The organism is Streptomyces sp. S6 (genome assembly GCF_054880855.1).
Genome location: NZ_JBTYMC010000191.1, coordinates 1 through 12,971, shown reverse-complemented (window position 1 = coordinate 12,971; position 12,971 = coordinate 1). Strand labels below are relative to the sequence as shown.

6 protein-coding genes and 2 pseudogenes are annotated in these 12,971 nt (G+C 72.6%); 6 read left to right on the top strand and 2 right to left on the bottom strand.

The window, feature by feature from the left end; translation table 11 throughout:
• Window positions 1-219, bottom strand: a pseudogene (locus ACVNF4_RS23635) (regulator); the annotation flags it as partial.
• A 182-nt stretch (window positions 220-401) separates the two neighbouring features.
• Here ACVNF4_RS23635 and ACVNF4_RS23630 point away from each other — a divergent pair.
• From ACVNF4_RS23630 to ACVNF4_RS23620, 3 genes are all read left to right on the top strand, one after another.
• Window positions 402-2,144 (top strand): FAD-dependent oxidoreductase, encoded by a 1,743-nt coding sequence (locus ACVNF4_RS23630; protein ID WP_461804880.1) that lies wholly within the window; start codon window positions 402-404, stop codon window positions 2,142-2,144.
• Window positions 2,145-2,388: 244 nt separating this feature from the next.
• Complete coding sequence (locus ACVNF4_RS23625; RefSeq protein WP_461804879.1) at window positions 2,389-3,303, top strand: YceI family protein; 915 nt, start codon at window positions 2,389-2,391, stop codon at window positions 3,301-3,303.
• A 94-nt stretch (window positions 3,304-3,397) separates the two neighbouring features.
• On the top strand, window positions 3,398-6,421 hold the full coding sequence (locus tag ACVNF4_RS23620) for a beta-N-acetylglucosaminidase domain-containing protein (protein WP_461804878.1): 3,024 nt from the start codon (window positions 3,398-3,400) through the stop codon (window positions 6,419-6,421).
• A 47-nt stretch (window positions 6,422-6,468) separates the two neighbouring features.
• Here the strand turns inward: ACVNF4_RS23620 and ACVNF4_RS23615 are convergent, their stop codons facing one another.
• The gene (locus tag ACVNF4_RS23615; protein WP_461804877.1) at window positions 6,469-7,245 is read right to left on the bottom strand and encodes a sugar isomerase domain-containing protein; all 777 of its coding nucleotides are present in this window, start codon (window positions 7,243-7,245) and stop codon (window positions 6,469-6,471) included.
• Between the two features lie 155 nt (window positions 7,246-7,400).
• Between ACVNF4_RS23615 and ACVNF4_RS23610 the strand changes: the two genes are divergently transcribed.
• The 3 genes and pseudogenes from ACVNF4_RS23610 to ACVNF4_RS23600 form a co-directional block, all read left to right on the top strand.
• A complete protein-coding gene (locus ACVNF4_RS23610) occupies window positions 7,401-8,285 on the top strand; it encodes a MurR/RpiR family transcriptional regulator (protein ID WP_461804876.1) in 885 nt (294 codons plus the stop codon).
• A gap of 97 nt (window positions 8,286-8,382) precedes the next feature.
• Window positions 8,383-12,633, top strand: a complete 4,251-nt coding sequence (locus ACVNF4_RS23605; RefSeq protein WP_461804875.1) for a glycoside hydrolase family 38 N-terminal domain-containing protein — start codon at window positions 8,383-8,385, stop codon at window positions 12,631-12,633.
• Window positions 12,630-12,971 (top strand): annotated as a pseudogene (locus ACVNF4_RS23600) (hypothetical protein); the annotation flags it as partial. The gene ACVNF4_RS23605 and the pseudogene ACVNF4_RS23600, both read left to right, overlap by 4 nt.

Here is a 12,971-nt window from a genome sequence, read left to right as displayed (position 1 = left end):
CCGGTCGAGGACGGGGCTGGCCGCCTCCAGCAGCGGGCCGGCGCTCGCGGGCTGCGGTTCCTCGCCGGTCGCGTCGTGCCGTACCCCGTGGAAGCGGGCGCGGCGCCAGGCGGAGACGACGTCCTCCGGGACCCCTTCGGGTACGGGTCCGCCCGCCAGGAAGCGTTTCCGGGCGTCGCGGATGCGAGTGAGGATCGGGAGGTGTTCTGTGGTCGTCATGGCACTGTTCACCGTACCGGCAACGGTTGAAGGGGCAACGAATGGTAAGGGGTGAACGTCGTTTCCGCGAGGCCGCTTCCCTTTTCCGGGCCTCCACATGTGTCTCGGATTGAGACACCCGTTCGTTTCCGTCGCGGCTCATGATCTTGGAAGATCCCCCTCTCTTCCCTCGGAGCGTCCCCGTGCACACCGTCGAGCCCGATGTCGTCACCGACGTCCTCATCGTGGGCAGCGGCCCCGCCGGCGCCTCGGCCGCCCTCGCGCTGAGCACCTACGGCGTGGCGAACATGGTCGTCACCCGGTATGCGAGCCTCGCGGACACGCCGCGCGCGCACATCACCAACCAGCGGACGATGGAGGTCCTGCGGGACCTCGGCGTCGAGGACGAGGTGATCGCGCAGGCCACCCCCCAGCACCTGATGGGCAACACCACGTTCTGCACGAGCCTCGCCGGCGAGGAGCTGGGCCGGCTGCGGTCCTGGGGCAACGACCCCCTCGTCCAGGCCGCGCACGACCTCGCGAGCCCCACCCGCATGTGCGACATGCCGCAGCACCTGATGGAGCCGGTCCTGGTCGACGCGGCGATCGCGCGCGGCACGGTCTTCCGCTACAGCACGGTCTACAAGTCGTTCGTCCAGGACGAGGACGGCGTCACGGTCACCGTCGAGGACCGGGTGCGCGGCGACGAGTACACGATCCGCGCGAAGTACCTGATCGGCGCGGACGGCGGCCGTTCGCAGGTCGCCGAGGACGCCGGGCTGCCGACGGTGGGCCGGATGGGCGTGGCCGGCAGCATCAACATCGTCTTCGACGCGGACCTCACGAAGTACACCGCCCACCGCCCGTCCACCCTGTTCTGGGTCCTCACCCCTGGCGCGACGGTCGGCGGCATCGGCGCGGGCCTGGTGCGCTGTGTGCGGGCGTGGAACGAGTGGATGATCGTGTGGGGCTACGACGTGACGGCGGGCGCCCCCGACCTGACCACGGAGTACGCGGAGTCGGTCGTCCGCAAGCTGATCGGTGACGACGAGATCCCGGTGACGATCAAGTCGTCGTCCGCGTGGACGGTGAACGACCTGTACGCGGAGACCTACTCCAACGGGCGCGTGTTCTGTGCCGGGGACGCCGTGCACCGGCACCCGCCGTCCAACGGGCTCGGCTCCAACACCTCCATCCAGGACGCCTACAACCTGGCGTGGAAGCTGAAGCTGGTGCTGGAGGGCACGGCGGGCCCGAAGCTCCTCGACACCTACACCGCCGAGCGCGCCCCGGTCGGGAAGCAGATCGTGACCCGCGCGAACCGGTCGATCGGCGAGACCGCCCCCGTGTTCGAGGCGCTCGACCTGCTCACCCCGCAGACCCCGGAGCAGTTGCGCGCCAACATGGACTCCCGCAAGGACACGGGCGCGGCGGCGGAGAAGCGCCGGGAGCGGCTGCGGGAGGCGATCGCGTTCAAGGCGTACGAGTTCAACGCGCACGGCGTCGATCTGAACCAGCGCTACGCGTCGGACGCGGTCGTCCCGGACGGCACCCCCGACCCCGGGTTCGACCGGGACCCGGAGCTGCACCACCAGCCGTCCTCCCGCCCGGGTGCGAAGCTCCCGCACGCCTGGCTCACCTCCGGCACCCGCACCCTGTCCACGCTGGACACGGTCGGCAAGGGCCGGTTCACGGTGCTGACCGGTATCGGCGGCGACGGCTGGGCAGCCGCTGCGGCCGAGCTGGGGCTGGCCTGCGTGGTGATCGGCCCCGGCCGGGAGTACGAGGACCCGTACGGCGACTGGGCGCGGCTGCGTGAGATCACCGACGCGGGCGTGCTGCTCGTCCGGCCGGACGGCTATGTCGCGTACCGCCACCCGGAGGCCGCGCAGGACGCCGGACAGCGGTTGTCGGAGGCGCTCGGGCGGGTCCTCGGGCGCGGCTGAGGGGATCGACTCGTGCCCGAACGTCCGGCGAGGCGCGGGGAGTTCGGGCACGACATGTGGAGGAGACGGGGACGCGGGGCGGTCCGGGGGTGCGGGGGCGCATGGTGGAGTCGGCCGTGGGGACGGCCGGCGCGTGCGCGTGGGGGATTCGCGTGCCGTGACGGGGGCACGGCACACTCGCGGGACCGGGAGTGCCGTGACGGGCTCGCGCAACATATTCAGGAACTGCGGAAGGTGACACAACATGGCCCTCGGACTGCTCCGGCGCCGACGGGACAAGGGCGCGGCGGCGGCTGACAGCGGGCTGCGGCTCGCGCTGCCGGCGGGTGCGGGCTCGGTCGGGTGGACGATCGTCGACCCCGTGGACCAGCCGATGGGCGCGGTCGAGGTGACGATCACCGCGCTCGACTCGCACCAGGTGGCCGCGCGCGGCATCACGGACCCCTACGGGTTCTTCGTCGCCGTCCTGCCCCCCGGCCGTTACAGCATGCTCGCGATCGCAGAGGGGCTGAACCCGCACCGGGAGACGGTCGAGGTGATCGGCGGGCACAGCCCGGCGCCGGGTCTCGTCCGGCTCCAGCCCGCACGCCAGCTCCCGCTGCCGCCGCCGGGCGGGTGGGCGTTCGACCCGCCCCACACGGCGATCCGCTTCATCGCCAAGCACGTCGGGATGGCCCATGTGCACGGGCGGTTCGAGCGGTTCGACGGGGCGATACGCGTCACGCAGGACATGGGTGAGTCCAGCGTCCAGGTCCGCATCCACGCGGACAGCATCAACACCGGCAACAACACGCGTGACAACCACCTGCGTTCGGCCGACTTCCTCGACGTCGAGCGCTATCCGTACATCGACTTCCGCAGCACCCGGTTCGCCTACCGGGGCGGCACCAAGTGGGTCGTCCAGGGCACCCTCACCATGCACGGCGTGAGCCGCTCGGTGAACCTCGACACGACCTACCTCGGTACGGTCAACGGCGGTTACGGCGAGGAGTTGCGCTGCGCCGCCCTCGCCACCACCGAGCTGCACCGCGAGGACTACACCCTCAACTGGCGCTCCATGCTGGCCCGGGGGATCGCGGTGGTCGGCCCGACGATCCAGCTGGAGATCGACGTCCAGGCGATGTACCGCTCCCCGGACATGCCCACGCCGCCGGAGTAGGAACAGCAGGAGCAGGGCGGGAGGCGGCCTGAATCACCCGTACCCCGCACGCGTCGCCATTGAATGATTGATTCGGCTTCATTACGATGCGCCGATGGATCCATTCACCCATGCGCTACGCAGGCGGCTCCCTCTCGCCCTGCTGCTGGCCTTCGGGCTGACGCTTCCCACCCCTCCCCCCACCTCCGCGGCCCCCCTCCCCACCCCGCTCCCCCAGGTGTGGCCGACCCCGCAGCACATCACGCCGGGCGCGGGCGCCCGCACCGTCCCCTCCCGGGTCGTCGAGGTCGTCGGCGAGCACACCGACCCCGCCGCCCGACGCCTCGTGGAGGCGGTCTTGCGCAAAGCCGGCGCCGACCGCTTCGTCACCGTCCGGGCGGGCACCCAGCCGCCGCCGGCCGCTCTCACGGTGTACCTCGGCGGCCCCGCCGAGAACCCCGACACGGCCCGCGCCCTGCGCCGCCTGCACGCCCCCTCCCCCACCGGTCTGCCCGCCGAGGGCTACGTCCTCGCCTCGGGCCGAGGCACTCTCGCCCTCTCCGGCGCGGGCGCCGCCGGCACGTTCTATGCCGCCCAGACCCTCCGCCAGCTCCTCACCGGCCGCCGTCTGCCCGACGTCACGGTCCGCGACTGGCCGGCCGCCGGCCTGCGGGGCGCCATCGAGGGGTTCTACGGCGCACCCTGGTCGCACGCCGACCGGCTGGCCCAACTCGACTTCTACGGCCGTACGAAGCAGAACGTGTACGTCTACTCCCCCAAGAACGACGCCTACTTGAGGGCGCGCTGGCGCGACGAGTACCCGCCCGCCGCTCTCGCGCAGCTCAAGGAGCTGGCCGACCGGGCGGCCGGCAACCACGTCCGCTTCACCTACGCCCTCTCCCCCGGCCTCTCGGTCTGCTACTCCTCGGCCGCCGACATCGCGGCCCTGGTGAAGAAGTTCGCCTCGCTGTACGACATCGGCGTGCGGTCCTTCGCGATCCCGCTGGACGACATCAGCTACACGAAGTGGAACTGCCCCGCCGACGAGGCGAAGTTCGGCACGGGCGGCGCCGCCGCCGGTACCGCCCAGTCGTACCTGCTGAACGAGGCGTGGGCGGCGTTCGGCAAGGACCGGCCGGGGCTCGGCCCGCTGGAGATGGTCCCCACCGAGTACAACGACCTCGCCGACAGCCCGTACAAGACGGCGCTGCGCGAGCACCTCGGCAAGGACGTCGTCGTCGAGTGGACCGGCACCGCCACGATCCCCGCGGTCATCACCACCGCCCAGACCCGGCGGGCCCGCGAGCTGTACGGCCACCCGGTGCTGATCTGGGACAACTACCCGGTGAACGACTACGTCACCAGCCGTCTCCTCCTCGGCCCCTACACCGGCCGCGAACCCGGCGTGGCGACCGCCGCGATCGGCGTCACCGCCAACCCGATGGTCCAGGCCGAGGCCAGCAAGCTGGCTCTGTTCACCTCGGCCGCCTACCTCTGGAACCCGCACGCCTACGACCCCCGCAAGGCGTTCCTCGCCTCCGTCCGCGACCTCGGCGGGGCGGCGGCGGAGCACTGGCTGCGGATCTTCGCGGAGAACAGCTACTCCTCCGCCCTGAACAGGACCGAGTCCCCGACCCTGGCGAAGCTCATCGCCGACTTCCGCGCGACGGGCGACGCGAAGCCGTTGCGCGCCTACTTCACCGACATGGCGGCGACCCCGGCGCAGTTGCGCGCCCGTCTCGCCAACCCCGGTTTCCTGAAGGAGAGTTCGGCCTGGCTGGACAAGCTGGGCGCGTACGGCACCGCCGGGCTGACCGCGCTGGACCTGCTGGCGGCCCACCAGGCCGGTGACGCCGACGCCGTGGCCCGGTACTTCAGCCGCCTCCAGGCCGAGCGGGTGGCTCTCGACGCCGTCCCGCAGCAGGTCTCGCCCGGCGTCATGGACCAGTTCCTGTACCGCACGGTCCTGGAGAACGCTCCCGCCCCCGGCCCCGACGCCGCCTTCTCCCCGACGTCCGTCTCGCTCAGGCCGGGTGCCTCGACGACGGTGAGGCTGACGTTCTCGGCGTCCGTGCCCTGGCAGTTGACCGTCCCGGCGGGGCTCACCGCGACGCCCTCCAGCGGCACCGGCACCACGGCCACGGTCACCCTCACGGCCGGCGCGACCGCCGCCCCCGGCGTCCGCTCGCTCAACGTCACCGGCGCCCTCCCGCGCACCCTGCCCGTCCAGGTCACCGACGGCACCGGCACGCCGCGCGCGCTCACCGCCGACTTCAGCGGCGCGTCGGTCAGTTCGATCGACCTCGCGTCGGGCACGAGCACCGAGATCAAGACCGGCGCCAACCCCGGTGAGGTGATCGTGAGTTCGGACGGCCGCACCGCCTACGCGGCGAACCAGGGCTCGAACACGGTCAGCGTCATCGACGTCCCCGCCGGCACGGTCACCGCGAACGTCCCCGTCGGCAAGGTCCCGGCGGGCCTCGCCCTCACGCCGGACGGCAAGACCCTGTGGGTCGCCAACTACACGGACGGCACAGTGCAGTCCATCGACACGGCGACCCTGAAGCCCGGCACGCCGGTCAAGGTGGGCCGGGGGCCGGAGAACCTGGCAGTCACTCCCGACGGCAAGACCCTGTACGTCCCCAACATCCAGGACAACACGGTGACGCCGGTGGACCTGTCAACGGCCAAACCGGGCAAGGCGATCGGAGTGGGCCCCCGCCCCTTCAACGTCGTCGCCTCCCCGGACGGCAGGACGGTCTACGTCGCCAACTCCGGCGGCTCGTCCGTCACCCCGATCGACACCACCACGAACACCGTCCGCCCCGCCTTCCTCGTCACCGGCCAGGCGTACGGCCTCGCCCTCTCCCCCGACTCCCGCACCCTCTGGGTCAGCGCCAGCACGGGCAGCACGGTCACGCCGGTCGACACGGTGACCGGGGCCCCGGGCACGCCGGTGACGGTGGGCCGCTCCGCCTTCGACGTCACGCCCGACTGGAACGGGGGCACGGTGTACGTGACGACTGCGGACGAGAACCGGCTGGTGCCGGTGAACACGGGGACCGGCAGGACCGGGACGCCGTTGCCGACGGGGGCGTATCCGTTGGCGGCGACCGTCACGGGGGTGCCGGTGAAGTAGTGAGCACACGAAAGGGCCGCCATGTCCATGGCGGCCCTTTCGGCAGTTCAGCTGGCGGTACGGCGGATCCGTCCCTCGTACTTCTTCTCCAGCTCCAGGTTCCCCTCGAATCCCCCCGGGACGTTCGCCGACACGTACACCGGCGGCCGGTCCCCCGACGCGATCAACTGCCCCGCCGCCTCGGCCACCGCCATCTGCACCAGCATCACCCCGGTCAGCGTCGACAGCGCGCACACCGCCCCTCCGTCCGGCAGCGGCAGCAGCGCGTCCCCGCGCGGCGCCGCGTTGTCCAGCACCACGTCGGCGAGATCGGCCAGCTTCTTGCCGCTGGGGTGCTTCGCCTCGACCGCGTTGGTGTGCGCGAGGGACGTGATGGCGAGGAGCTTGTGCCCGTGCTCCTTCGCCTGGATGGCCATCTCCACGATGATGTTGTTGACGCCGGAGTTGGAGATGATCACGAAGAGGTCCTGGGACCGGGGTGCGGCGAGGTCGTAGAGGCGGGCGGCGATGCCGGGTTCGCGTTCGAGCAGGGGGTCGTCGAGGGCGCTGGGCGCGTCCCCGCCGAACAGGACGAGGTCGGCGACGGAGAGCCGGTTCGTCGGCACGAACCCGCCCGCGCGGCCCGCGAGTTCGAGCACGAGCGCCTGGGAGTGCCCGGAGCCGAACGCCTGGATCACCCCGTCCGTGCGGACGCAGTCCGCGATGAGGGCGGCGGCCCGGGAGATGTCGGGACCCGCGGTCCCAACGAGACGGGAGAGGGTGGCAAGTCCCTCTTCGGCGAAGCGTTCCGCGTTCACGGACGCGTTGGCGGACTCGACGGTCACCTGGGCACTCCCCACTGGAACGATGGCTCAAACCACCCTGATCTAGCAAACAGGTGAATCAATAAATCACAGAGACCGGTTCAGGGGCAATGCGGTGTGCACTCCGGTCCTGGTATTCATCCGACCGGTCAGTCGGTGGCTGATACCTTCTCTGCATGCCCACGACCGACGTCACCACACTGATCCGCACCGAGCTGCCCCGGCTGGCCGGCTCCCTGAGGAAGGTCGGCGAGCTGATCCTGGAGGATCCGGCCGCCGTCACGCACTGTTCGGCGGCCGAGCTGGGCCGCCGCACCGGCACCTCGCAGGCGACGGTGACCCGGTTCTGCCGGGCGATCGGCCTGGACTCCTACCAGCACCTGCTGATCGAACTGGCCCAGGAGCGCGGCCGGGGTGAGGCCTCGGACTGGGGGACGGCCGAGATCGGCCCGGACATCTCGCCGGACGACAGCCTGGAGCGGGTCGTGCAGGTGGTCGGCGGCGCCGACCTGCGGGCGATCCAGCAGACCGTGGACCGCATCGACCTGGACGCCCTGGAACGCGGCGCCCAGGCCCTGGCCAGGGCCCGCAGGATCGACGTGTACGGCGTGGGCGGCAGCGGCGCGGTCGCCCAGGAGACGGAGACGCGGCTGTTCCGGATCGGCTGCGCGGTGCGCGGCTGGACGGAGGTGCACGGCGCGGCGACCTCGGCGGCCCTGCTGACCCCGGCGGACGTGGCGATCGGCATCTCGCACTCGGGGTCGACGCGGGAGACGCTGGAGCCGTTCGAGATGGCGAAGGAGCGGGGCGCGACGACGATCGCGCTGACGACCGACCCGCGCTCGCCGCTGGCCCGCACCGCCGACGTCCGGCTGATCTCGGCCACGTCCGAGACGAGTTTCCGCACCGGCAGCATCGGGGGCCGGCACTCGGTGCTGATGATCGTGGACTGCCTGTACGTACGGGTCGCGCAGCTCTCCTACCAGCGGGCCAGCGCCTCGCTCGCGCTGACCGACCACATCGGTCCGCAGCACGCGGTGAAGGCGCGGCGCACCCGCTGATCACGCATGAATGAACCAACATCGGTGCACAGAAGTGGTTGATTGAACCACCGCGCGATGCCACTATGAGGCTCCCTCGACCTCCCGTAGGAGCCCCATGCGTGTCATCTCCGTCGAGTCGACCGAGCTGTTCACCGGTACCGCCGAGCACCCCCGTCAGGTGGTGGCCGTCGAGATCGGGCACGACCCCGGACGGCTGGTCCGGCTGACGCTGGCGGGCGACGGCGTCCACGGCGTCGAGGAGCCGCTCGTCACCGTCGGCGAGGACGGCACCGTCCGCGCCGAGATACCCGTGACCGCCGAGGGCCTCGCCCCCGGCGACAAGCGCGAGATCACCGTCGTCGCAAAGGCCGAGGAGGGCGGGGCGAGCGTCCGGCACACGGCCGAGTTCACCGCCGCCGAGCCCGGCTGGACGATGTTCATGGTCAGCCACTTCCACTACGACCCCGTCTGGTGGAACACGCAGGCCGCCTACACGGAGACCTGGGACGTCGCCGACGACCCCGCGTCCAGCGGCCTGCCGGCCCGCACCTTCGACTCGCGCGGCCAGTCCGGGATGAGCCTGGTGCGCGCGCACTGCGACCTCGCGCGGCGTGATCCGGCGTACACGTTCGTCCTCGCGGAGGTCGACTACCTCAAGCCGTACTGGGACTCCTTCCCCGAAGAGCGGGCGTTCCTGCGGGAGTTGATCCGCACCGGGCGCGTCGAGCTGATGGGCGGCACCTACAACGAGCCCAACACCAACCTGACCGGCGCCGAGGCGACCGTCCGCAACGCGCTGTACGGGGACGGCTTCCAGCGCGGCATCATGGGCGCCACCCCCGACACCGCCTGGCAGTTGGACGCGTTCGGCCACGACCCGCAGTTCCCGGCCCTGATGGCGGACGCGGACATCACCACCAGCTCCTGGGCACGCGGCCCGTTCCACCAGTGGGGGCCGACCCTGTCGGTGTTCGGCGAGGAACCCCGCGACCCCCAACGCATGCAGTTCCAGGCGGAGTTCAACTGGATCGCCCCCTCGGGGCGGGGCCTGCTGACGGCGTACATGGTGAACCACTACGGCGCCGGCTGGGCCATCGACAACGCGCCCACGCTCCCCGAGGCCGAGCAGGCGGCGCTGAAGCTCTTCAAGGGGCTGAAGAAGGTCGCGCTCACGAAGAACGTGATGCTGCCGGTCGGCGGTGACTACGCGCCGCCGTGCCGCTGGGTGATGGGCATCCACCGGGACTGGAACGCCCGTTACGTCTGGCCGAGGTTCGTCAGCGGCATCCCCCGCGACTTCTTCGCCGCCGTCCGCGCCGAGCTGGAGCGCGAGGGCCGGGTCGCCTCGCCGCAGACCCGGGACATGAACCCGGTCTACACCGGCAAGGACGTCTCCTACATCGACACCAAGCAGGCCCAGCGGTACGGCGAGTCGCTCCTGTCGGACGCCGAGTCCTGGGCGACGCTCGCCACCCTCCTCACCGGGCACCCCTACCCGGACGCCGCCCTCGACAAGGCGTGGCGCCAACTGGTCTACGGCGCCCACCACGACGCGATCACCGGCTCCGAGTCGGACCAGGTGTACGTCGATCTCCTCACCGGCTGGCGGGAGTTGTTCGACCTGGCACGTGAGGTCCACGCGGACGCGACCGACGCGCTCGCCGCCGAGGTCGTCCCGCTGCCCGGCGGCGCCCCGGACCTGGTGGTGTTCAACTCGGCGACCTGGAAGCGGCACGACGTCCTCACGGTCGACGACCCGGGGCTCGTCCCGCTGGACGTCACCGGCCTCCCCCTGCCCGCCGTGCGCGAGGACGGCCGACTCAGCGTCGTCGTACCGGACATCCCCGGCATGGGCCTCAAGGCCCTTTCCCTGGCGGACGGTTCGGTGCCGGGCTGGACGGCTCAGGGCGGGACGACGATCCGCAACGCCCACTACGAGGTGACCGTCGACCCGGCGCGCGGCGGCGGGATCTCCAGCCTGCGGGCGCTCGCCGAGGACGGGCGGGAGCTGCTGCGGGCCGGGGAGATCGGGAACGAGCTCGTCGTGCAGGAGGAGTACGCGCGCCACCCCCGTTTCGGCGAGGGGCCCTGGCATCTCACCCCCACCGGGACGACCGCCGCGCGCAGCGGGGACATCACGGCCGACATCGATGTCGAGACCTCCCCCGCCGGGTCCCGGATCACCGTGCGCGGCGACCTCGGGCTCTTCCGGTACACGCAGCACATCACCCTGTGGACGGACGTCGACCGGCTCGACGTCTCGACGACCCTCGACGGGTACGACGGCGCCGACCGGCTGATCCGGGTGCGCTGGCCCTCGGACGTGCGCGGCGGGCTGCCGGTGCACGAGGTCGCGGACGCGGTCGTCGGACGCGGCTTCGGGTTCGTGGACGTCGACAGCGAGCGATTCCCCTGGACCCTCGACAACCCGGTCAACACGTGGTTCGGGCTCGGTTCGACGGCCCGCGTCGCCGTGCACGACACGAACGGCTCCCTGCTGGGCGAACGGGCCGTCGGTGTCGCCGAGTTGATCTACCCGGACTGGGACAGCGCCGGTGAGCTGGGCACTCCGCTCGCCGCGGCGCTCGTCCGCGCCGGGGTCACGGCGACCTCGACGGTCGCGGGCGGGCAGCGGTACGGGGATCTGGAGGTCGACTCGAACCTCCCGGACGTCCGGATCGCGGTCGGCGGGCCCGAGCGCAACGCGCTGGTCGCCGAGGCGCTCGGCTGGGATCCGGCAGCCGCGCGTGAACTGCGCCGGCAGCTCGCCGAGGACGGGCTCGCGTCCGTGTGGGTCGCGCCGCGCGCCTCCCTGCGCGAGGAGTGCGTGCCCGGCGCCGACCTGCGCGACCTGGACCGGCTGCCGCTGCTGGTCGTCGCGGGCGCGGACGCCGAGCAGGACGCGAAGGCCGTCGACGCGCTGATCGCCGACCTGGAGGACGCCGTCGTCCGCGCCGTCGCCGCAGGTGGCGGGGAAGCGCTGCCGCCCGGGGACGCGTGGGACGGGCGGAGTTTCGCGGTGCTGAACCGGGGGACGCCGGGGTGTGTCGTCACGCCCTCGGGTGACCTCTACATGTCGCTCATGCGGTCCTGCACGGGCTGGCCGTCCGGGATCTGGGTCGATCCGCCGCGCCGGACCGCGCCCGACGGGTCGGGGTTCCAGCTCCAGCACTGGTCCCACACGTTCGACTACGCCGTCGTCGCCGGTCCCGGTGACTGGCGTGCACAGGGGCTGCCGCAGGCCGGGCACGCGTTCAACCGGCCGCTGAGCGGGCGGGTGCGGACGGGTGGCGAGGGGGACACGGGGCTGCCCCGGGCGGCGACGCTGTTCGCGGTCGAGCCGGAGGGGCGGGTGCTTCTGGACGCGCTCAAACCGGTCGGATCGCCGCTCGCGCGGGGCGGGTCGCAGGGCGTGGATCCGGGGCTCGGGGTCGTCGTGCGGGTGCACGAGGTGGAGGGGCGCGCGGTGCGGGCCCGCGTGACGGGGCCCGTGGAGTGGGCGTCGGCGGCTCGGGCGGATGTGCTGGAGCGGGCCGGGGAGGAGCTGGAGGCCGACTGGGGTGTCGGGTTCGGGCTCGGCGGGTTCGAGGTGGGGACGGTGATGGCGGTGCCGGTTTCGGCGGCCGTCCCGTCCGAGGCCGTCGCCCTGCCCGCCGTCCACGAGCCCGCGCAGCCCGTCTACACCCGGTACTGGCTGCACAACTCCGGCCCCGCCCCGCGCGGGAACCTCCCCGTCACCCTCTACCTCTCCCCCACCGCCCTCACGGCCGCCGGCCCGGTCACGGCGACCCTGCGCGTCTCCTCGGAGCTGACGGACGCGCCCGCCTCCGGCACCGTCCGCCTGGACGTCCCGGCCGGCTGGACCGCCGAGCCGCCCGTCGTCCCCTACGCCCTGGCCCCCGGCGGCTTCAGCCTCACCGAGGTCCGGATCGTCCCCGCGCCGGACGCCGTCCCCGGCCGCCACTGGCTCGCCGCACGGCTGGGGCACGGCGGCCAGGAGTACGAGGACGTCGTCGCCGTCGACGTCCCCGGCGGCCCGCCTCCCGGCCCCTCTCTGCACACGTCCCTCGGCGTGGACCGGGTCCGGGTGCGGCGGGGTGAGCGGACGACCGTGCCGGTGCTGCTGCGCAACACGACCCGGGGTCCGGTGAACGGGCAGCTGTGGGCCGTGTCGGCGTGGGGGACCTGGGCGGGGGTGTCGCCCGGCCTCCAGGGGTTCACCGTGCCCGCCGGACAGAGCGTGGAGTGCGGGATCGAGGTGGACGCGGGGGCGGTGGCGCCCGGGGTGTACTGGCTGCTGGCGAAAGCCGGGTGGCACGGGTGCGTGGCGTACACCGAGGCGGTCGTGGTGGAGGTGACGGAGTGAACGGGGAGGAGTCGGGGGCCGGGGCGAGTGTCCCGGCGGGGCCGGGTGGTCCGGCCGGGCCGGGAGGCGGTGCGCGCGGTGTCGTACCGCCCTCGGACGGCGCAGCCGTCACGCCGCCCCACCCCCACGACCACCATCACCACCCACCCCTCGCCGCCACCATCGCCGGCGACACCGTCCCCACCGCCCGGGTGGACGCCCTCCTCGACGCCGTCCCCGCCCGGGACCGTGTCACCCGCCCGGAGGGCCTCGCGCGGGACGAGCGGCAGCGCAGGCGCTGGGCGACGCAAGTGGTCGTCGTCGACGAGCTGGCGCGGCGGGCGTGCGAGGCGCGGGGG